We start from the raw sequence: 20442 nt of genomic DNA on the forward strand, positions 1-20442 counted from the left end.
CTACACCGTGGCCTCATCGGGTTGAGGCTCCTTGATACGGAACCATGCCACATAGAGCGCTGGCAGAAACAGCAAGGTGATGGCCGTACCGGCAATGATACCTCCCATCATGGCATAAGCCATCGGGCCCCAGAATACCTCGCGCGCAATCGGAATCAGCGCCAGGCTTGCCGCAGCCGCCGTCAGCGCAATCGGTCTCATGCGATGCTGGCTGGCAATGACAACCGCGTCCCACGGTTTCATTCCTTCCCTTATATGTTCCTCGATCTGAACGATCAGAATAACGGAGTTACGGATGAGTATCCCGACCAGCGCCAGCACGCCCAATATGGCGACAAAACCAAGCGGCTTGCCGCTCGGAAGCAGCGCCGCCACCACACCGATCAGGCCCAGTGGTGCCACAGCCACCACGAGGAACAGCCGCTGGAAACTCTGCAATTGCAGCATGAGTATCGTCGCCATGACGAACAGCATCAGTGGAACGACGGCAGCAATCGGGCCTTGGCTCTTGCTGCTTTCTTCAACTGTTCCGGCGGTCTTGATGGAGTAGCCAGCAGGCAGTTTATCGGCGAACATTGCCACCGATGGTTCGATATCCTTGACGATCGTAGCGGGCATGGTTGTGTCGATAATGCCGGCTCCAACCGTTATCGTTGGAATGCGGGACCGGCGGTAGATCACCGGCTGTTCCAGTTCGTAGCGGAAATTGGCAATCGCTACGAGTGGAACAGACGTACCGCTGCCAGTTGCAATTTGCAGGCTCTGCAATGTATCGATGGAATCGCGCTCATGCTTCTGCGCACGCACGATCACATCGATCAGGTAGATCGAATCGCGCACCTGCGTAATGGGGATGCCCCCCACGACTCCGTTCAGCGTCGTCGCAATATCCTTTGAAGATATGCCGAGCTTGCGCGCCTTGTCCTGCATCACGTCGACACGGATAACCCGGCCCGGCTCGTTCCAGTTATAGTTCACGACACCAAGGCGCGTGTCCGCGCTCATGATGCCGGCGAAATCCTGCGCGATACCGCGCAGCTTCTGGATATCGGGGCCGGCGATACGATATTGCACCGGACGCCCCACCGGCGGTCCAAGTTCAAGGAATTTCATATAGACGTCGATACCGACATAATCCTTGCGAAAAACCGTTTTGAATTTTTCTTTCAAGCGGTCGCGCGCCGCCACATCCTTTGCAACCACCACCATCTGACCGAAATAAGGATTGGCTGGCTGGACATCGAAGGAAAGCACAAAGCGGATGGCACCCTGCCCGATATAGGTGCTCCAATGTTCCACATCAGGATTATCCTTGAGCATTGTTTCTTCAAACTGCTCCATCTGCGCCCTGGTTTCGGCAATGGAGCTGTTCTGCGGCAGGGTCCAATCCAGTACGAGTTCCGGTCGGTCCGATTCAGGAAAGAACTGCTGCTCGATAAAACCCATACCGAAAACCGAAACAGCAAACAGCGCAATCGTCGTGACGATGGTGATCCATTTATGCCGCATCGCCAGAAGCAATGTCCGCGAGAATGCCTCGAAGAAACGGCTGCGTTTTTCCGTATGATGCTTCATCGTCTTCGGCAGCACCGTGACGCCGAGCAGCGGAGCGAACAGCACAGCCACCACCCAGGACACAATCAGCGACACGGCAATGACCACGAATAACGTATAGGTATATTCGCCCGCCTGGCTTGAATTCAGGCCGATAGGAATGAAGCCGGCAATAGTGACCAGCGTTCCGGTCAGCATGGGAAATGCGGTATGCGAATAGACATAGGTGGCTGCCGTGTTGATGGGATCGCCCTGCTCCAGCCGGGCGACCATCATCTCAACCGCGATCATCGCATCGTCCACCAGAAGTCCCAGCGCAATGATAAGCGCCCCTAGAGAAACCCGTTGCAGCGAAATATCCATGAGCGACATCGCAAGGAAGGTGATCGCCAGAACGAGCGGAATCGAAAGCGACACGACAAAGCCCGCTCGCAGCCCAAGGCTGATGAAACTGACCGCCAGAACGATGGCTACCGCCTCAAACAGCGCCCTTGTGAAGCCGGAGACAGCATCCTGAACCACTTCCGGCTGATCCGCCACTTTGAACACATCAAGCCCCACCGGCAGTTCCGCTGTCACCTGCTGCATCATCTTGTCCAGCGCCTGCCCGAAGTCGAGCAGATTGCCGTTTGGCTTCATGCCAATGCCCAACCCGATCGCATTACGGCCGTTGACCCGAAATAACGATACGGGTGGGTCGGCATAACCGCGTGTGATGGCGGCGACATCCGAGAGGCGGAAGAAGCGATCGTTCACACGCAGATTGACGGCACGCAGATCCTCTTCCGAATTGAACTGACCGCTCACGCGCACACTGATACGTTCCGGCCCCGCCTGCACAACTCCCGAAGGCGTGATGGCATTCTGGTCTTGCAAGGCTTTGAGGATCGCCTGCTGGTCGAGGCCGAGCGCTGCTACCTGTCGGGTAGAAAACTCCAGATAGATCGCCTCGTCCTGCGCGCCAATCAGTTCCACCTTGCCTGCATTGGGTATCGTCAGGATTTTGGTGCGCACATCCTCCGCATAATCGCGCAACTGCCGCATCGACAGCCCATCGGCGGAAAATGCATAGATATTACCGAAAACATCGCCGAACTTGTCATTATAATAGGGGCCATAAACACCTTCCGGCAGATTTGGCCTGATATCGTCAAGCATGTGGCGCACGTCGATCCAGGCTTTCGTTACCTGTTCCTTGCGAACCGTATTCTTGAGAAATACGAAGACAATCGACTTGCCCGCCGTCGTTATGCTGCGCGTATAGTCGAGCATATCGAGTTCTTCGAGCTTCTTCTCAATCCGGTCAGTCACCTGATTTGTTGTTTCATCAATGGACGCGCCGGGCCAGTTGGCCTGGACCACCATCGTCTTGACAGTAAATTCCGGATCTTCCGCGCGACCCAGATCCAGATAGGACACAAAACCAGCCACCAGAAAGACAAGCATGAAATACCAAACCAACGACCGGTGATTCAAAGCCCAGTCGGACAGGTTGAAACCCTTTTTCACAGGCTGCTTCCTTTCACATCCAGGCGGACTTTCTGCCCTTCCTCAAGCTCGTGAACTCCAGCTACCGCCACATAGCTGCCGACCTCTACATCGCCAGCGACAAAACTATCGCCTCGTTGCTCGATAACCTGAATATCCCGTAGTTTTACAGTCTGCGTTTTCGGATCGATGACCCAGATCGCCGCCTTGCCGTCCTTTTCAAGCAAAGCCTGCATAGGCAGCAGCACATTGTCCTTTTCGGGTATAGCCAATACTGCCTTAATGGTCGCGCCAAGCCTGAAGCCTTCTGGTGCATTATCGAGCGCAATACGCACACGCCGCGTTCGCGTCTGCGCATCCGCCTGTGGCGCAACCTCACGCACTTGCCCATGACCCGTGACCGTGGAGTCTGCCTGCAACTGGACATTGAACGGCGTTCCGGCCACGAAATATTCGGTCATGCTGTCGGGTATATCGATCACCGCTTCACGAATATCCGGCCTTGCAACGGTCATCACAGCCTGCCCTGCGGCAACCACCTGCCCGACTTCGGCATTGATCGCAGACACAACACCATCATAATCCGGGCTCAAAATAGCGTAGCTACGCTGGTTTTGAGCCTTGCGCAATCCGGCCTGAGCCTTTTCCAGATTGGCATGCGCGCTATCGCGCGCCTGCCTTGCCGCGTCATAATTGGCCTGAGAGATATTGCTGCCTTTGAGCAGGATGCGCTGACGCTCTTCGCTCCCCGACGCATTGGCATATTGCGCTTCGGCGCTGGCAAGATCGGCCTTGGCCGATTGCACCGCAAGATCGAGCGCGGAAGGATCGAGCATGGCTACCATATCGCCCTCCTTGACCAGATCGCCGGCATTCACTGGACGAGCGATGATGCGTCCGAGCACCCGGAAAGCCAGATCGGTCGAATAGCGCGGCTCGATTGTCCCGGCAAAACCCGCCTGCTTTACCGGCTCAGGCGCGACTATGACATAGAGGACCGGACGAACAGGCTCAACTTCGGCAACAGCTTCCTGCTCCTTGCCGCATGCGGCCAGCATCGTGAGCGCGGCCAGAACGGCGCACCACCGCCATAATGAAATCACCCGCTTCATTGGCTGCCCGCCTCTCGCGGACCCCGCACGATCTCGGTCGGCTCGCCCGAGCGCAGCATCTGCGCGCCCTGGGTTACGATAAGCTCTCCCTCGTCAAGCCCGGCTACGATGATGACCCGCTCGTTCTCATAAGCCAGAACCCTCACCGGCACGAGCGTTGCCACATGGGTATCCTTTGCCACGCGCCATACCGCCGTGCGTCCATAATCCGATGTCATTGCACTCCACGGTACGATCATGACCTTCTGCCGATCCATATGGACCGTACCCGTCACCGTGGCACCAAGCGCCATCAGGACAGGCGTTTCGGCAACGCCGACCTTGACGCGGACCGTGCCGGTCTGCGCGTCCACCACCGGCGAGATTTCGCGGATTCTGCCGTCCACCTTTATCGCTCCGTCTGCCAGCAGGCCCAAAGTTACACCCATGCCGATTCTGGCGTGACTGACGAGCGTTTCCTGCACGTCGAAAATCGCATCGCGCGAGCCATCCTCAGCGATCGAAAATGCTGTTTGCGCGGCCTGCACGATCTGACCGGTTTCGATATTGCGCGCCGTGACAACACCGGATACCGGCGCATGCAGTTCGGTATAGGAAAGTTCGTCACGCGCATTGCCAAGCTGGCTTTGGGCATTGGTAAGCCCGCTTTGCGCGGTACGTAGTATCTGCTCCGCCTGATCATACTGGCTGCGGGTCGTGAAGCCCTGTGCCAGCAACGCCTTCTGGCGCCCAAAACTGGCCTGCGCCTGCACGATCTGGGCGCGCGCTGCATCCTGCGATGCCTGCGCTACACGCATATTCGCTCGCTGCTCAAGATTATCGAGTCGTGCCAGCAATTGTCCCTTTTCGACATGCTGGCCAACTTCTACCATGCGCTCCACCACCTGCCCGTTGATACGGAACGATGTATTGACGAGAGAACGTGCGGCAATGAAACCCGATAGTGTCAGTTTCGGCTGATAATCACCGAACTTGCTCTCCATCACAGCGACAGGGACAATATTGAGAGACTCCGCGCGCGCCGGAATACACAGCAACAGGACAGTCATCGCGCACCAAAGCACACACTTTCCCACCCGCAACATAAAGAGATGCAACCCAGTCGCCATTAACATGATTCTCTCTGGTTTAATTACCAGCAGAATGCAACCAAAAGACTTGCGGGGAAAGCATGTATTCAAGACATAATGAATCACGATTGCCCCTTAAAAATTCCAAGCAATCAAAACAACTTACCCCAAAGCACTTCCCTTCCGGAGGATATGCTTATTACCCCGCCTCTTCAAGAAGCCGCTCGCCAGCCCTACTCAATTCATAGCGTATACGTTGTGTCCGCGCGTCGCGTTGTCTGATAGCGATATAACTGCCTTCTTCGCCAAGCAGAGCGACTTCTCGCAGAACGAGAGCGTGAGCAACGCCCAGGAGTCGCGCGAAACTGCGGCTGTCGGACGCAATGTCCAGTGCAAGAGCCGCTATAATTCCTGCCCCCAGCCGGGAGATTTTTCCCGACGCGGCCTCAAGCAGATCAACCAGCGCCATATATTCAGCTTCTTCCATCAGGCCGCTGTCTTTTGCACAGGCCGGAAGGATACGATGACCGATTTTGACGTCGGTGTATAACTTTCATCCCCCGCGCTGCCCAGCGGCACCAAGACATTCATTTCCGGATAATAACCAGCGATGCAACCGCGCGGAATATCATAGGGTACGAAGCGGAAATTGCGCGCCACACGCTCCACGCCATCTTCGAATTCACCGATAACATCCGTCCGGTCGCCAGCCTCGACGCCGATATCCGCCATATCGGCCGCATTCATGAACACGACCTGCCGTTCGCCGTAGACGCCGCGATAGCGGTCGTCCATGCCGTAAATCGTCGTATTATACTGGTCATGGCTACGGAAAGTCTGCAAGACATAGCGCCCTGGTTTATCGCGCGCCTGCTGGTGCTCGACCGCTTCCGGCATCGCGCCGGTCCAGAAAGTGGCTTTGGCCTTTGGTGTCGCCCATTCGAGTTCGCGTGCGCTGTTGCGCAAGTGGAAGCCACGCGGAATCCGCACACGGCGATTATAATCGTAAAAATCCGGCAAAACGCGCGCAATATGCTCGCGAATAAGATCATAATCGTCGGCCAGTGCAAGCCAATCGACCGGCTTCGGCCCGAGAGTAGCCTGTGCGATACCAGCAACGATCGCCACTTCCGAGCGCAGATGCACTGAGGCCGGCGGATTTATACCGCCCGATCCGTGCACCATGCTCATCGAATCCTCCACGGTCACGATCTGCGCGACGCCTTTGGAATTCAGATCAATCTCTGTGCGTCCAAGACAGGGCAGGATGAAGGAATCCTCCCCCGGCACCAGATGCGAATGATTGAGCTTGGTCGCAATATGCACTGTCAGTCTCTGGCCTGAAAGCGCCTTGGAAATCATCGGGCTATCGGGCGTGGCGCGGGCAAAATTGCCACCCAGCCCGATAAAGGCTTTGGCCGATCCATCCAGCATGGCGCCGATTGCGCCAAGCACATTATGCCCCGGCTCGCGCGGAACCTTAAAGCCGAATTCCTTTTCCAGCGCGTCGAGAAACGCCGCTGGCGGACGCTCATTAATGCCAACCGTGCGATCGCCCTGCACGTTGGAATGACCGCGCACAGGGCAAAGACCGGCGCCGGGCCTGCCAATATTGCCGCGTAGCAGCATGAAATTGGTAATCTCGCGGATCATGATAACCGAGTGGCGATGCTGCGTGATGCCCATTGCCCAAGTGCATATGACCCGGCGCGCCTGCATGTAAATGCGCGCAGCGCGTTCCAGTTCTTGCCGCGTCAGGCCCGACTGGTCTTCGATCTCTTCCCAGGAAGTGTCGTCCACCGCCCGCCGGTAGGCCTCGAATTCCGCCGTATGTTCGGCCAGAAACTTCCGATCCAACACCGAGGGGTTGCCCGACGCAAGCGCTGCATCATCGGCGGCAAAGACCGCCTTTGACATGCCGCGAAATGCAGCGAGGTCGCCGCCAAGACGCGGCTGGTAATATTCGCTGGCAACGGCTTCGCTGCCGCCATGCAGCATTTCGAGCTTGTTCTGCGGGTCCGCAAACCGTTCCAGCCCGCGCTCGCGAACCGGGTTGAAAACCACGATATGCGCGCCGCGTTCCGCCGCACGACGCAGATCGCCCAGCATGCGGGGATGGTTGGTACCCGGATTCTGACCCACCACGAAAATTGCGTCGGCCTGCTCGAAATCCTCCAGAAGCACAGTACCCTTGCCCACGCCAATTGACTGCTTGAGCGCGACGCCGCTGGCTTCGTGGCACATATTGGAGCAATCAGGAAAATTATTCGTACCATAGGCCCGCACAAATAACTGATAGAGAAAAGCCGCCTCGTTGGAGGCTCGCCCCGACGTATAGAATTCAGTCCGATCCGGAGTGTCGAAGCTTTTCAGAATATCGCCAATGGCACTGAAAGCCTCGTCCCATTCCACGGTTTCATATTTATCGGCTTCCCGATTGTAACGCATCGGGTGAGTTAAACGGCCACTATGTTCGAGGTCGTAATCGGTCCAGGAGCGCAATTCAGAAACAGTGTGGTCGGTGAAAAATGCCGGTGTCGTTCGCCTTTCCGTGGCTTCCCAGGCCACAGCCTTAACACCATTCTCGCAAAACTCGAACGAGGAACCATGCTCAGGATCGCCCCATGCACAACCGGGACAATCGAAGCCATCCGGCTGATTGGCCTTGAGCATGGTGCGCGCGCTCGATAATGGCGCGCCGCTGGCAAGCAATTGCTTGCCACTGCTTTTCAACGCGCCCCATCCGCCAGCAGCTCTGGAGCGCTTGCCGATAAATCCGGTTTTGGAACCCTTGCTCATCTCGTCACCCTACCGCATTATTCTTCAAATCCGTCAGGCTGGCAGCATAGGCTCAATCGCCCAATGCTTCAATTAAGCGCAAACCATTTATCATCCATTGCCCCTTCGCTCTTGATTTCAGCCGCGCGATCCGTCATGCGAATGGTAAAGAAAACTGACCACAAGGGGTGAAGAATGCCCGATATTCTTGAGATCGCCGATTTGAAGCGGCTTGCCCGGCGCCGTGTCCCGAAAATGTTCTTCGATTATGCGGATTCAGGCGCATGGACGGAATCAACATACCGGGCTAACGAGGGCGACTTCAAAAAGATCAAGCTGCGCCAGCGCATCCTGGTCGATATGACCAATCGCTCACTTGAATCGACGATGATCGGCGAGAAGGTTACGATGCCTGTTGCCCTTGCGCCAACCGGCCTCACAGGCATGCAGCATGCGGACGGCGAAATGCTCGCCGCACAGGCCGCCGAAGCGTTTGGAGTTCCGTTCACGCTTTCGACCATGAGCATCTGTTCAATCGAGGACGTCGCCTCCGTCACCAAAAAGCCCTTCTGGTTTCAGCTCTATGTTATGAAGGATCGTGATTTCATAAAAAGCCTCATTGGCCGGGCGAAGGTAGCAGGATGCTCGGCATTGGTGCTGACGCTTGACCTGCAAATCCTCGGCCAGCGCCACAAGGATTTGCGCAACGGGCTCTCCACGCCTCCCAAGTTCACACCCAAACACATCTGGCAGATGGCGACGCGCCCCGGCTGGTGCATGGGAATGCTCGGCACGCAGCGCCGTACCTTCCGGAATATTGCCGGCCACGCCAAAAACGTAACCGACTTATCTTCGCTCGCCTCGTGGACCGCCGAACAGTTTGATCCGCAACTCAACTGGAAAGATGTGGAGTGGATCAAGGAGCAATGGGGTGGCAAGCTCATCCTCAAAGGCATTCTTGACACAGAAGACGCCAGAATGGCCGCAAAAGCCGGCGCAGATGCGATCATCGTTTCCAATCATGGAGGTCGTCAGCTCGATGGCGCACCATCATCAATCTCGATGCTCAAGCCCATCGTGGATGCGGTCGGCGACAAAATCGAGATCCATATGGATGGCGGCATTCGTTCGGGACAGGATGTGCTGAAAGCCCGTGCGCTCGGCGCACAGGGCGTCTTCATCGGGCGTCCCTTCCTTTATGGACTGGGCGCCATGGGCAAGGACGGTGTCACGCTAGCGCTTGACATCATCCGCCGGGAACTCGACATCACCATGGCGCTCTGCGGAAAACGCGACATCAACGATATCGACCAGTCGATCCTTCATTCGGTCGATCTCTGAGAACTTCAAGGAACCCGGCCCCGCCGGGTTTCTTTTAGAGCATTTCCTGCAAAAATGTGAAGCGATCTTGCGTCCGGAAATGCACAAAACAGAATTATGTTAGTAAATACTTATTTAAAGTAACTGTAATTTAAGCATATTCATTTACCATCCTCGCTACATGAACAAAATTCGTTCTATTGACGGTTGGAGTGGAATGAGATGAAGTATATTTCCGCCGTGGCGCTCATGACTTGCGCTGCATTATTCAGTGCATCTGCCACGCAGGCCGCCGACATTATCTTCGAAGAGCCGGTTGCAATCGCACCGCCACTGCTCAATTCTTCCGGCTGGTACATACGCGGCGATATCGGCTATTCGTTCAAATCCAGCACGGATGGCAACTGGAATTTCTGGAACATTGCCGGCGCGCCTTATCGCGGTATCGATGATACATTGCACTACGACGACTTTAAGCTCAAAGGCGGTGCAAATTACGGTGTAGGTGTGGGCTATCGCTTCAATGATATGTTCCGTGCCGACGCCACGCTGGATTTCTTCCGGGCGGGCATCAATGGGCGCACCAACTGCACCAGCTATGTCAAAAGCCACCAGCATGGCTTGAATCCCGTAGTTGACGACTGCCATTACGAGGACAATTCGACAGCAAACATCTGGACAGCCATGGCTAATGCCTATATCGATCTTCCCAAGATGGGCAGCTTCACGCCTTATCTGGGTGCCGGTCTCGGTGCGGCTTATGTCAACTACGATACGTGGAAGACCAGCGAGATATGCTCGGTTTGCACCGATCCCTATCGAAGCGACAAGGAAGGTCTCGATAGCTGGCGCTTCGCAATGGCGCTCATGGCGGGCGTGAGCTACGATCTGACCGAGCAACTCAAGCTGGATGTCGGCTATCGCTATCTGCGCATCAATGGCGGCAAGGCCTATGGCTATGATGCGATGGACCGCGCCAGCCACACCGCCTGGGGCGAAGGTCCCGGCGCAACCGGTACGCAGGCAAAGGATAATGGCTTCAACATGCACACGGTTCGCGCGGGTCTTCGCTACGAGTTCCGTTAAAATATCTTCCTATTCTGAAAAGGCCCGGATCATCCGGGTCTTTTGCATTTCAAGCCCGCGACACCGGCGCTTTCGATAACAGCACTGTACGGATAGCGAAGCTCGAATGAATGCGCGCCACGCCGGGCAGGCGCGACAGGATCTCCTTATGAATGATTTCATAGGAAGCCGCATCCTCCGCCTCGACACGCAGGATATAATCGGCGTCGCCCGTCATCAGATAGCACTCCTGCACTTCCGGGTGCCTGCGCACGGCTTCTTCAAAACGGTTGAGATATTCTTCCGTCTGCCTGTCTAGCGTGATGCGGACGATTGCAGCCAGCCGTTCATCGCCGCCCGACGAACCAACGATGGCGGTGTAGCCACGAATGACGCCGCTTTCTTCCAATATCTGCACTCGTCGCAGGCATGCGGACTGCGACAGCCCGACCTCGGCGGCAAGCTGGCTGTTGGTCATGCGCCCTTCTCGGCGCAGATAGCGGATTATATTCCGGTCGATATTATCGAGTGTCGCCATGCAGATTATTCAACCAAAAAGCTAAAATGTGCGTATTTCTTGCCAAAATTCGCATAATTAACGAAAAATAGCAAAAACATTCGAATAGTATTCGACTAATATAGCCCCATCACTTCGTGGAGCAGGCAATCATCGCTATGAAGACGAAGTCACATGATTGAGGGAGGAAAGGGAGCATAATTCCAGTTCCACCGTACGAAACCGGTTAATGCAGTGGAAATGGTTGAGATGTCGCTACATTTTTCCCAAACCGAACGCGATCTGGCAGCGGGTGGCGTATTGACCATCGACCTCGCCGCCCTGCGCCATAATTATTCTGTCATAACACAGCGAATTGCCCCCACGCGCGCCGCAGCCGTAGTGAAGGCGAACGCTTATGGCCTTGGCGCCAGCCGCGTCGCCCCTGCTTTCTATGAAGCGGGATGCCGCGATTTCTTCGTCGCGCATCTGGGCGAAGCCATAGCACTCAAGCCTCATCTCAACCCTGACGCGACCATCTACGTGCTCAACGGCCTTCAGCCCGGCAGCGAGGCTGCCTGCGCGCGCGAGAACCTGCTGCCTGTCCTCAATTCGCTTGAACAGATCGAAAACTGGGCCAGGCTGGCGAGAACTATTGGCAGCAAGCTGCCTGCCCTGTTGCAGATTGATACCGGCATGGCCCGTCTTGGCCTTTCAGCCAAGGAGCTGGACCGGATCATCGATGAACCCTCACTGCTCGACGGGATCGACATTAAATTCGTCATCAGCCATCTGGCCAGCGGCGACGAGCCGGAAAATCCCGCCAATGCCGCGCAACTTGCAACGCTGACGGCGGCGCTCGCCCGTCTGCCAAAGCTTCCCGTGGCTTTTTCCAATTCCGGCGGCTGCTTTCTTGAAAAGACTTACTATTTCGATCTCGCCCGGCCCGGCGTCGCCCTATACGGCGTCGGCCCGGCCCCCAGGCACGATTTCGAAAATCCGATCCGGCCCGTGCTCACTCTTTCAGCGCGCGTCATTCAAGTGCGCGATGTTGATGAGGGCGCTGCCATCGGTTATGGCGGCACCTTTATCGCCCCCCGACCCATGCGGATCGCCACCATTGCGGTGGGCTATGCCGATGGCTGGTTCCGCTCGCTGAGCAATAAGGGCTGCGCATTTTTCGGCGATACGCGCCTGCCTGTCGTCGGGCGCGTTTCGATGGATTCGATCACTCTCGACGTGACGGCGCTGCCCGAAGATACGCTAAAGCTCGGCAGTCTCGTGGAATTGATCGGGCCGCATCAGCGGCTTGAAGATGTAGCCCGCGATTGCGACACCATACCCTACGAAATCCTGACTGCGCTCGGCGACCGTTATGCTCGCATCTATGTGGATAGAAGCACCGCCGACCGGCAATCGTAACAACAGAGGCGAAAATGCAGATTACCGTATTGGGCAGCGGCGTTATCGGTGTAACGACGGCATATTATCTGGCGAAGCTTGGCCATGAAGTGACTGTCATCGACCGCGAGGAAGCTCCCGGACTTGAAACCAGCTTTGCCAATGCCGGCCAGGTTTCGCCCGGTTATGCCTCGCCATGGGCAGCGCCCGGCATTCCGCTGAAAGCCGCCAAATGGCTGTTTCAAAAACATGCGCCGCTCGTCCTGCGCCTGACCACGGACCCCAAGCAATATGCATGGCTTTTGCAGATGCTCGCCAATTGCACGGAAGGCCGCTACAAGGTCAACAAGTCCCGCATGGTACGTATTTCCGAATATAGCCGCGATTGCCTGATTGCGCTGCGGGCGGATACGGGCATCGAATATGACCAGCGTACGCAGGGAACGCTGCAGCTTTTCCGTGAGCAATACCAGCTTGATGGCATCGGCAAGGACGTCGAAGTGCTGCGGCAGGACGGCGTGCCCTTTGAAGTGCTCGACCCCGAAGGCTGCATCAAGGTGGAACCTGCGCTTGCGCGCGTCCGGGATAAATTCGTGGGTGGCCTGCGCCTGCCCAATGACGAAACCGGCGACTGCTTCAAATTCACCAATGCGCTTGCGAAAATCGCCGAAGGTCTGGGCGTGAAATTCCGCTTCGGCGTCGATATAAAATCATTGCTCATGACGGGCGGCAAGGTTTCGGGCGTCGAGACATCGGAAGGCATAATCACTTCTGACCGTTATGTTATAGCGCTCGGCAGCTACACGCCTGCTTTGGTGAAGTCGCTCGGCCTCAATGCGCCGATTTATCCGGTCAAGGGCTATTCGCTTACCGCGCCGATTATCGATGAAGCGCGCGCGCCCGTCTCGACCGTCATGGATGAAAGCTACAAGATCGCAATCACCCGGCTTGGCGACCGCATCCGCGTCGGTGGCATGGCGGAAGTGTCCGGCTTCACCAAGGATCTGCCCGCCGCGCGCCGCGCCACGCTCGATCTTTCGGTGAGCGATCTGTTCCCCGGCGGCGATCTCAAGGCCGCAACCTTCTGGTCGGGCCTGCGCCCGATGACGCCGGATTCCACGCCAATCGTCGGCGCGACCCGCCACGACAATGTTTACATCAATGCCGGACACGGCACGCTCGGCTGGACCATGGCCTGCGGCTCCGGCAAGCTGCTGGCCGATCTCGTATCAGGTAATACACCCGATATTCGCGCCGACGATCTGGGCATTTCGCGTTACGAATAATGTTATAAAGAATCAGGACCTGAATCGCTTTCGCAGCAAAGCGATTCAGGTCATTGAATAACTATTCATATTAGAAACTCGGAGGCGTGCAGGCGCTGACGACTTCGCAAGCCACCGGCCCGACACAGCGGAAACGATGCGGCAGCTTGCTTGAGAAATAATATGCGTCTCCGGGCCCAAGAATGCGCCGCTCGCTGCCGACAGTCACTTCGATACGCCCCGCGATGACGATGCCGCCCTCCTCACCTTCATGCATGAGCAGCACCTTGCCGGTATCGGATCCGGGTTCATAGCGTTCTTTCAGAATTTGCAACGCCCGCGCAAACAGATGGTCGCCCACCTGTCGGTAGGAAATCGGCCCTTTTCCGATTTCCACCAGCTCTTCCGCCTGATAGAATACCTTGTGCGGCGCATCGGGCTCGAGCGCGAAAAACTCGGCCATACCGATAGGAATCCCATCCAGAATACGCTTTAATGCCCCCACGGATGGATTGGACTGATTGGCTTCGATCAAGGATATGGTCGAGTTGGTGACGCCCGCTCGTTTGGCAAGCTCCCGCTGTGACAGATTCTGCCGCAAACGGACATAACGAAGCCGCCCTCCTATGTCGACATTCATCGAGCCATCTCCCTGCTGTTTATGATGTTTGATATAGCATAACTTTTAAGAACCATCGACATGATTTCAATGGGTTAATATAGAGAAGAAAAGGACTTGTTGCTTTGCGGAAAGCGTGCCCTCCTGCTTGGAAACAGGAGGAACAAATGCTTACCAGAACCAATGCGCCCAGCCTTGAAAACTTCTGGATGCCGTTTACGGCCAATCGGCAATTCAAGGCCGCTCCGCGCATGCTCGCCAGCGCGTCGGGCATGTATTACACCGATGTCGATGGCAATCAGGTTCTTGACGGCACGGCAGGTCTTTGGTGCTGCAATGCCGGCCATGGCCACAAGCGGATCACGGAAGCGGTCGAGCGCCAGATTTCGACGCTGGATTTCGCACCCACCTTCCAAATGGGCCATAATGTCGCCTTCGACTTTGCCGAAAAGCTCGCGGCTATCGCGCCGGGCGGTCCCGATGCAAAGCTTGACCGCGTATTTTTCACCAACTCTGGTTCGGAATCGGTCGATACAGCGCTCAAAATCGCCATTGCCTATCAGCGCGCCATCGGACAAGGCACCCGCACGATGGTGCTAGGCCGTGAAAAAGGCTATCACGGCGTTGGCTTCGGCGGCATTTCTGTCGGCGGTCTGGTCAATAACCGCCGTGCCTTCCCGCAAATTCCTGCGGACCATCTGCGCCATACGCTCGATATTGAACGCAACGCCTTTTCCAAGGGCCTGCCCGCGCACGGCATCGAACTGGCCGACGATCTCGAACGTCTCGTCCAGCTTCACGGTGCGGAAAAAATCGCAGCGGTCATCGTCGAGCCGATGTCGGGTTCGGCTGGCGTGATTCTGCCGCCCAAGGGCTATCTTGAGCGCCTGCGTGCAACCGCAGACAAGCACGGCATCCTGCTTATTTTCGATGAAGTGATCACCGGTTTTGGCCGTCTGGGCACGCCATTCGCGGTCGATTATTTCGGCGTGGTTCCCGATCTCATCACCGCTGCCAAAGGTCTGACCAATGGTGCGATCCCGATGGGCGCCGTCTTTGCAAACCGCAAGGTGCATGATGGCCTGATGACCGGACCGGAAAACGCCATTGAACTGTTCCATGGCTATACCTATTCCGGCCATCCGGTCGCTTGCGCCGCCGGGCTGGCAACGCTTGAAATCTATGCCGAAGATGGTCTTCTGACCCGCGGAGCTGCGCTGGCGGATCATTGGCAGGAAGCATTGCACTCGCTTAAGGGCATGTCGAACGTCATCGATATTCGCAACCTCGGCCTTGTCGGCGCAATCGAGCTTTCATCGCGTGACGGCACACCGGGCGCGCGCGCCTACGACGTCTTTGTCGACTGCTTCAAGAAGGGCCTTCTGATCCGCGTCACCGGCGATGTCATCGCCCTGTCGCCGCCGCTTATCATCGAAAAGGAGCAGATCGATACGATCGTTTCCATTCTTGGCGATGCTCTCAAACGCGTAGCCTGATCGCCACCCGATCATGCTCACCTTGCCGCCGCGCTTCCCCTGCGGCGGCAATTTTATATCTATATAAAGGCATAGATGGACCGCCCTACCGGATGTGATGTGGTTGCGCTATGATAAAATTCCCTTTTTCGGGAACCTTTTTATCTCGCAGACATCCAATGCACTCCATGGAAAATTACAGGCCATGGAAGCTTCATAGGGATATAAGTCATGTGCGCTAAACTGGCGGATCCAGCCGCTTCCCTTCTCTTTCAGGACGACATCGCTCTCGCCCGCTGCGCGATCATGCATGACGCGCAGGCGCTGAGAAAAATCATGCAGACCAATAATCGCAGGCTGTATCGTCTGGCGCGGGGTATCGTCGGCAATGAGGCCGAAGCAGAAGATGTGGTTCAGGAAACCTATCTTCTGGCCTTCAGAAGCCTTGAGCGTTTTCGCGGCCAATCCAGCCTGACGACCTGGCTTTCGCGCATTGCCATCAATGAGGCCCTCGGACGGCTGCGAAAGAACAAACGAACGCAAAAATTTCTCAAATCCGCATCCGACGCCCTCTCAACAAATGTGATTCAGTTTCCAGTCAATATGAATAGCGACAATCCGGAACATAGGCTGGCCCAGCGAGAAATATTGCAGCTTATCGAGCGGGCCACAGACAATCTGCCGGAGACTTTCCGCCTCGTCTTCATCGCGCGCGTCATAGAAGGGCTGAGTGTGGACGAGACCGCCGAACTTCTCGCCCTGCGCCCCGAAACCGTGAAAACCAGGCTTCACCGCGCCCGTTATCTCATACGCAAGCAGCTCGATGAAAAAATCGGCCCCGTGCTGCTCGATGCTTTTCCTTTTGCCGGCAAGCGCTGCGAGCGGATCATAGCCGCCGTTTTTGAGCGCCTGAATATATCTCTCTGAACCGGAACCTTTTCTGCTCTCCCGCATCCAATAAGCATTCCAGCAAAAGTGCGAAGCGCTTTGCGTCGGAAGATACGCGAAAACAACCGGAGCGGCTTCCGCCATCCGATAGCAATCAAGGGAGAGTTTCATGTCCAGGCGTTCAATCATATCATTGGCAGCAATTTGCCTCTGCGCGAGCCTGTCGTTTGCACAGGCCCAGGATGGAAAGCTGCACGATCCGGCAATCGCGCATATCGCCTATACGGCCGGCGCCCTTGACGTAACGGCCGCCAAACAGGCGCTTGAAAAAACCAAGAACAAGACGGTGCGCGAATTCGCCGAAACCATGGTGCGCGACCATGAGGCCGTCAACCAGCAGGCGCTCGATCTTCTCAAAAAGCTCAACGTCACGCCGGAAGACAATGACACTAGCAAGACCCTGTCGAAAACAGCGTCCGAGGAACTGACAAAGCTGGGCAAGCTTGATGGCGCGGCATTCGACAAGGCCTATGTCGACAACGAGGTCGCCTATCATAGGCAGGTCAATGAAGCGCTTGAAACGACGCTCATTCCCTCCGCCAGCAATGCCGAATTGAAAACCTTGCTCGAAACCGGCCTGAAACTGTTTCAGAGCCACCAGCAACATGCCGAGCATATCGCCGCATCTTTGAAATAGGAGCAATTCGATGCGCAATATTCGGTCTTTTCTAATACTGGCCGGGCTATTGATCGGCCTCGCCCCGGCAGAAGCGAAAACGATCCAGATTACAATCGAAAATCTCAGCTTCTCCCCTCAGAATATCGAAGCAAATGTGGGTGATGTGATCGAGTGGAACAATAAGGATCCCATGCAGCACAGTGCGACCGTGAAGGGAGGATGGGACATTCTGCTGCCAGCAAAAAAGGTCACTAAGCAGGTGCTCGACTCCGCCCAGACAGTCAATTATTACTGCCGTTTCCATCCCGACATGACCGGCCAACTGACTGTAAAACCTTGAGCCTGATGGCCATTCCGGCTCGCGAATCGTGGGCCGGATTTGAAACGGCAGATGAAATTAACTGTTCCTTTCCATTGCTGCGCTCATATGGAGGCAGTAATGGTCTGCACAGCCTTTCATTTCAGGATTAACCCATCATGTCCGTTTCTTCTCATGATATCGAAAGCCGCATTACCTATGTGAATGGCGAATATATCGCCGCACGCGACGCACGCATTTCCATCTTCGACCGCGGTTTTCTGTTTGGCGACGGAATTTACGAAGTTACCGCCGTTCTGGACGGCAAGCTGGTGGACAGCCCCGCCCATATGGCGCGCCTGCGCCGCTCCACTGGCGAAATCGGCATTTCCATCCCCTGGAGCGAAGAAGAACTCGTCACCATCGAACATGAGTTGATCCGCCGCAATGACCTGACCGAAGGTCTCATCTATCTTCAGGTAACACGCGGCGACGGGCGCGACCGCGATTTCGTCGCTCAGAACGACGTACGGCCTTCAATCATTCTCTTTACTCAGTCGAAAAATCTTGTCGGCAAGCCGCAAATGACAACCGGCATAAGTGTGCTTTCGCTGGACGATTTGCGCTGGAAGCGCCGCGACATCAAGACCGTCTGCCTCCTGCCTCAGGCGCGGGCCAAGGAAATCGCCAAAAATGCCGGCTGCGAGGAAGCCTGGATGATCGAGGACGGCTATGTCACCGAAGGTGCATCCTCGACGGCTTATATACTCACGCGAGATGATGTGATCGTCACGCGCCCGAACAGCAATCTGGTCCTGCCCGGCTGCACCCGTCATTCCCTGCTGCAACTCATTACCGAAACCGGCATAAAGCTGGAAGAGCGCGCTTTTACGCTTGATGAGGCTTATGCGGCCAAGGAAGCGTTCCTCACCAGCGCCAGTTCTTTTGTCACGCCCGTAACGCAGATCGACGGCAAGCCGGTGAATGACGGAAAGCCCGGTCTGGTAGCGAAGCGGCTAGGCGAAATCTATCTCGATTATGCGCGACGCACCGCCATCTGAAACGACAGCGGTGCCGCGAATTTTGTTTAGTGATTGTCGCGCGGCAACCCGCGAAGATGCGCAATATCCTGATATTTAACCGCATTTTCCAGCACCGCGCCGGTCTCCATCTGGCCAACCACGGCACGCTGGATTTCCTGCCACGGCGTCTGGCTTTCAGGATATTTAAAGCCACCAGCAGCTTCCAGCTCCATGCGGCGTGCGGCCAGTTCCTCGTCCGAAATCAGAATATCCGCCGTGCCGCGACCAATATCGATCCGTACCCGGTCGCCGGTTTTAAGCAGTGCCAGACCGCCTCCCGCAGCGGCTTCGGGCGAAGCGTTGAGGATGGAGGGCGAACCGGACGTGCCGGACTGGCGGCCATCGCCGATGCAGGGCAGCGACGTGATACCCCTTTTCAGAAGATAGTCCGGCGCGCGCATATTGACGACTTCCGCTGCCCCCGGATAGCCGATCGGACCCGCGCCACGCATGAAAAGCACCGTGTGCTCGTCGATCTCAAGCGTCGGATCGTCGATGCGCTCATGATAGTCTTCCGGTCCGTCGAACACCACTGCCTTGCCCTCAAAGGCATCGGGGTCTTTCACATCGGAAAGATAGCGCTCGCGAAACTCTTGCGAAATGACACTGAGTTTCATGATCGCCGAGGAGAAAAGATTGCCGCGCAAAACACGGAAACCGGCATGTTTCTTCAAGGGCTGGTCATAAGTCTTGATGACGTTATGATCTTCGATGGTCGCCGCCTTGCAGTTTTCGCCGATCGTCTTGCCGTTGACGGTGATGGCATCTTCGTTGATGAGGCCCTGCCCCATCAATTGATTGACCACCGCAGGCACGCCGCCCGCATGATAATAATCCTCGCCAAGATACTCGCCCGCCGGCTGAAGATTGACGAGAAGCGGAATTTCCTCGCCATATTTCTGCCAGTCATCAACTGTCAGTTCGACACCCACATGCCGCGCCAGCGCATTGAGATGGATCGGCGCATTGGTCGAGCCGCCAATGGCGGAATTGACCCTAACCGCATTGATGAAGGCTTCTTTGGTTAGAATATCGGAAGGCTTCAGATCTTCATGCACCATTTCGACAATGCGGCGTCCGGTAAGATAAGCTATTTCCTGACGGTCGCGATACGGAGCCGGAATCGCCGCCGACCCCGGCAGTTGCATGCCCAGCGCTTCGGCCAGCGAATTCATGGTCGTAGCCGTGCCCATCGTATTGCAATAGCCGGTAGAGGGGGCTGAAGAAGCGACCAGCTTGACGAAGCCCTGATAATCGATCTCGCCCTTGGCAAGCAGCTCGCGCGCTTTCCAGACGATGGTGCCTGACCCTGTGCGCTCGCCCCGGAACCAGCCATTGAGCATCGGCCCGACCGAAAGCGCGATGGCTGGAATATTGACCGTAGCGGCTGCCATCAGGCAGGCGGGCGTAGTCTTGTCACAGCCGATGGTAAGCACGACGCCATCAAGCGGATAGCCATAAAGCACTTCCACGAGGCCCAGATAGGCAAGATTGCGGTCAAGCCCGGCGGTCGGCCGCTTGCCGGTTTCCTGAATGGGATGGACCGGAAATTCGATAACGATGCCGCCTGCCTCGCGCACGCCTTCGCGCACCCGTTTGGCCAGTTCCAGATGATGACGGTTACAGGGCGAAAGATCTGAACCCGTTTGCGCAATGCCAATGATCGGACGGCCTGATTGCAGCTCTTCCTGGCTGAGACCGTAATTCATATAGCGCTCCAGATAGAGCGCAGTCATATCGACATTATCCGGATTATCGAACCATGCGCGCGAGCGCAGTTTTGGCAGTTTTGGAGAAACGGGCTTGTTCATATCAGCGTCCTGTTGGGTAAGGGACCGCCATATGATGGCCC

17 protein-coding genes are annotated in these 20442 nt (G+C 56.3%); 9 read left to right on the forward strand and 8 right to left on the reverse strand.

All coding sequences use genetic code 11. The features are described 5' to 3' along the window. The 5 genes from KUG47_RS11375 to KUG47_RS11395 all read right to left on the reverse strand — a co-directional run bounded on the left by KUG47_RS11375 (position 1) and on the right by KUG47_RS11395 (position 8023). The gene (locus KUG47_RS11375; protein ID WP_217678077.1) at positions 1-3063 is read right to left on the reverse strand and encodes an efflux RND transporter permease subunit; all 3063 of its coding nucleotides are present in this window, start codon (positions 3061-3063) and stop codon (positions 1-3) included. After that, positions 3060-4154, reverse strand: coding sequence for an efflux RND transporter periplasmic adaptor subunit (locus KUG47_RS11380; RefSeq protein WP_217678078.1), 1095 nt, complete (start codon positions 4152-4154; stop codon positions 3060-3062). The genes KUG47_RS11375 and KUG47_RS11380 overlap by 4 nt, the downstream gene beginning before the upstream one ends. Beyond that, the gene (locus KUG47_RS11385) at positions 4151-5239 is read right to left on the reverse strand and encodes an efflux RND transporter periplasmic adaptor subunit (protein ID WP_422718085.1); all 1089 of its coding nucleotides are present in this window, start codon (positions 5237-5239) and stop codon (positions 4151-4153) included. Before KUG47_RS11385 ends, KUG47_RS11380 begins: the two co-directional genes overlap by 4 nt. 184 nt (positions 5240-5423) lie before the next feature. Continuing rightward, on the reverse strand, positions 5424-5711 hold the full coding sequence (locus tag KUG47_RS11390) for a hypothetical protein (RefSeq protein ID WP_422718082.1): 288 nt from the start codon (positions 5709-5711) through the stop codon (positions 5424-5426). After that, on the reverse strand, positions 5711-8023 hold the full coding sequence (locus KUG47_RS11395) for an FdhF/YdeP family oxidoreductase (protein ID WP_217678080.1): 2313 nt from the start codon (positions 8021-8023) through the stop codon (positions 5711-5713). Before KUG47_RS11395 ends, KUG47_RS11390 begins: the two co-directional genes overlap by 1 nt. A 174-nt stretch (positions 8024-8197) precedes the next feature. Here KUG47_RS11395 and KUG47_RS11400 point away from each other — a divergent pair, with 174 nt between their 5' ends. Together KUG47_RS11400 and KUG47_RS11405 are read left to right on the forward strand one after the other, a co-directional pair. Beyond that, entirely contained in the window at positions 8198-9343 is a 1146-nt protein-coding gene (locus KUG47_RS11400; RefSeq protein WP_217678081.1) for an alpha-hydroxy acid oxidase, read from the forward strand. A gap of 201 nt (positions 9344-9544) precedes the next feature. Continuing rightward, positions 9545-10408, forward strand: coding sequence for an outer membrane protein (locus KUG47_RS11405; RefSeq protein WP_217678082.1), 864 nt, complete (start codon positions 9545-9547; stop codon positions 10406-10408). A 49-nt stretch (positions 10409-10457) separates the two neighbouring features. Here the strand turns inward: KUG47_RS11405 and KUG47_RS11410 are convergent, their stop codons facing one another. Continuing rightward, positions 10458-10925 (reverse strand): Lrp/AsnC family transcriptional regulator, encoded by a 468-nt coding sequence (locus tag KUG47_RS11410; protein WP_217678083.1) that lies wholly within the window; start codon positions 10923-10925, stop codon positions 10458-10460. A gap of 219 nt (positions 10926-11144) precedes the next feature. On the opposite strand from KUG47_RS11410, the gene alr reads away from it, so the two are divergent. Continuing rightward, positions 11145-12305, forward strand: a complete 1161-nt coding sequence (alr, locus tag KUG47_RS11415; RefSeq protein ID WP_217678084.1) for an alanine racemase — start codon at positions 11145-11147, stop codon at positions 12303-12305. Between the two features lie 14 nt (positions 12306-12319). Continuing rightward, the gene (locus KUG47_RS11420) at positions 12320-13570 is read left to right on the forward strand and encodes a D-amino acid dehydrogenase (protein ID WP_217678085.1); all 1251 of its coding nucleotides are present in this window, start codon (positions 12320-12322) and stop codon (positions 13568-13570) included. 70 nt (positions 13571-13640) lie between these two features. Here KUG47_RS11420 and KUG47_RS11425 read toward each other — a convergent pair whose 3' ends face one another. Beyond that, positions 13641-14189 carry a cupin domain-containing protein gene (locus tag KUG47_RS11425; RefSeq protein ID WP_217678086.1) on the reverse strand — a complete coding sequence of 183 codons (549 nt, stop codon included), beginning with the start codon at positions 14187-14189 and terminating at the stop codon, positions 13641-13643. A 146-nt stretch (positions 14190-14335) separates the two neighbouring features. Between KUG47_RS11425 and aptA the strand changes: the two genes are divergently transcribed. From aptA to KUG47_RS11450, 5 genes are all read left to right on the forward strand, one after another. Next, the gene (gene aptA / locus KUG47_RS11430; protein WP_217678087.1) at positions 14336-15664 is read left to right on the forward strand and encodes an omega-aminotransferase AptA; all 1329 of its coding nucleotides are present in this window, start codon (positions 14336-14338) and stop codon (positions 15662-15664) included. 210 nt (positions 15665-15874) lie between these two features. Next, a complete protein-coding gene (locus KUG47_RS11435; RefSeq protein WP_217678088.1) occupies positions 15875-16570 on the forward strand; it encodes an RNA polymerase sigma factor in 696 nt (231 codons plus the stop codon). Positions 16571-16700: 130 nt separating this feature from the next. Beyond that, positions 16701-17228, forward strand: a complete 528-nt coding sequence (locus tag KUG47_RS11440; RefSeq protein WP_217678089.1) for a DUF4142 domain-containing protein — start codon at positions 16701-16703, stop codon at positions 17226-17228. 10 nt (positions 17229-17238) lie between these two features. After that, positions 17239-17550 (forward strand): cupredoxin domain-containing protein, encoded by a 312-nt coding sequence (locus tag KUG47_RS11445; RefSeq protein WP_217678090.1) that lies wholly within the window; start codon positions 17239-17241, stop codon positions 17548-17550. Between the two features lie 137 nt (positions 17551-17687). Further along, positions 17688-18569: a D-amino-acid transaminase gene (locus KUG47_RS11450; protein ID WP_217678091.1), complete on the forward strand. Its 882-nt coding sequence runs from the start codon at positions 17688-17690 to the stop codon at positions 18567-18569. 26 nt (positions 18570-18595) lie between these two features. On the opposite strand, the gene KUG47_RS11455 is transcribed toward KUG47_RS11450, so the two are convergent. After that, entirely contained in the window at positions 18596-20401 is a 1806-nt protein-coding gene (locus tag KUG47_RS11455; protein ID WP_217678092.1) for an IlvD/Edd family dehydratase, read from the reverse strand. Between the last annotated feature and the right edge of the window lie 41 nt (positions 20402-20442).

The organism is Falsochrobactrum tianjinense (genome assembly GCF_019100495.1).
In the GTDB taxonomy this organism is placed as follows: Bacteria; Pseudomonadota; Alphaproteobacteria; order Rhizobiales; family Rhizobiaceae; genus Brucella; species Brucella tianjinense.

What these genes read in the sequence shown, in the direction of transcription:
- KUG47_RS11380 (WP_217678078.1), bottom strand. Translation starts at nt 4,154, where the DNA reads ATGAAGCGGGTGATTTCATTATGGCGGTGGTGCGCCGTTCTGGCCGCG.
- KUG47_RS11385 (WP_422718085.1), bottom strand. Translation starts at nt 5,239, where the DNA reads ATGTTGCGGGTGGGAAAGTGTGTGCTTTGGTGCGCGATGACTGTCCTG.
- KUG47_RS11390 (WP_422718082.1), bottom strand. Translation starts at nt 5,711, where the DNA reads ATGGAAGAAGCTGAATATATGGCGCTGGTTGATCTGCTTGAGGCCGCG.
- KUG47_RS11395 (WP_217678080.1), bottom strand. Translation starts at nt 8,023, where the DNA reads ATGAGCAAGGGTTCCAAAACCGGATTTATCGGCAAGCGCTCCAGAGCT.
- KUG47_RS11400 (WP_217678081.1), top strand. Translation starts at nt 8,198, where the DNA reads ATGCCCGATATTCTTGAGATCGCCGATTTGAAGCGGCTTGCCCGGCGC.
- KUG47_RS11405 (WP_217678082.1), top strand. Translation starts at nt 9,545, where the DNA reads ATGAAGTATATTTCCGCCGTGGCGCTCATGACTTGCGCTGCATTATTC.
- KUG47_RS11410 (WP_217678083.1), bottom strand. Translation starts at nt 10,925, where the DNA reads ATGGCGACACTCGATAATATCGACCGGAATATAATCCGCTATCTGCGC.
- alr (WP_217678084.1), top strand. Translation starts at nt 11,145, where the DNA reads ATGGTTGAGATGTCGCTACATTTTTCCCAAACCGAACGCGATCTGGCA.
- KUG47_RS11420 (WP_217678085.1), top strand. Translation starts at nt 12,320, where the DNA reads ATGCAGATTACCGTATTGGGCAGCGGCGTTATCGGTGTAACGACGGCA.
- KUG47_RS11425 (WP_217678086.1), bottom strand. Translation starts at nt 14,189, where the DNA reads ATGAATGTCGACATAGGAGGGCGGCTTCGTTATGTCCGTTTGCGGCAG.
- aptA (WP_217678087.1), top strand. Translation starts at nt 14,336, where the DNA reads ATGCTTACCAGAACCAATGCGCCCAGCCTTGAAAACTTCTGGATGCCG.
- KUG47_RS11435 (WP_217678088.1), top strand. Translation starts at nt 15,875, where the DNA reads ATGTGCGCTAAACTGGCGGATCCAGCCGCTTCCCTTCTCTTTCAGGAC.
- KUG47_RS11440 (WP_217678089.1), top strand. Translation starts at nt 16,701, where the DNA reads ATGTCCAGGCGTTCAATCATATCATTGGCAGCAATTTGCCTCTGCGCG.
- KUG47_RS11445 (WP_217678090.1), top strand. Translation starts at nt 17,239, where the DNA reads ATGCGCAATATTCGGTCTTTTCTAATACTGGCCGGGCTATTGATCGGC.
- KUG47_RS11450 (WP_217678091.1), top strand. Translation starts at nt 17,688, where the DNA reads ATGTCCGTTTCTTCTCATGATATCGAAAGCCGCATTACCTATGTGAAT.
- KUG47_RS11455 (WP_217678092.1), bottom strand. Translation starts at nt 20,401, where the DNA reads ATGAACAAGCCCGTTTCTCCAAAACTGCCAAAACTGCGCTCGCGCGCA.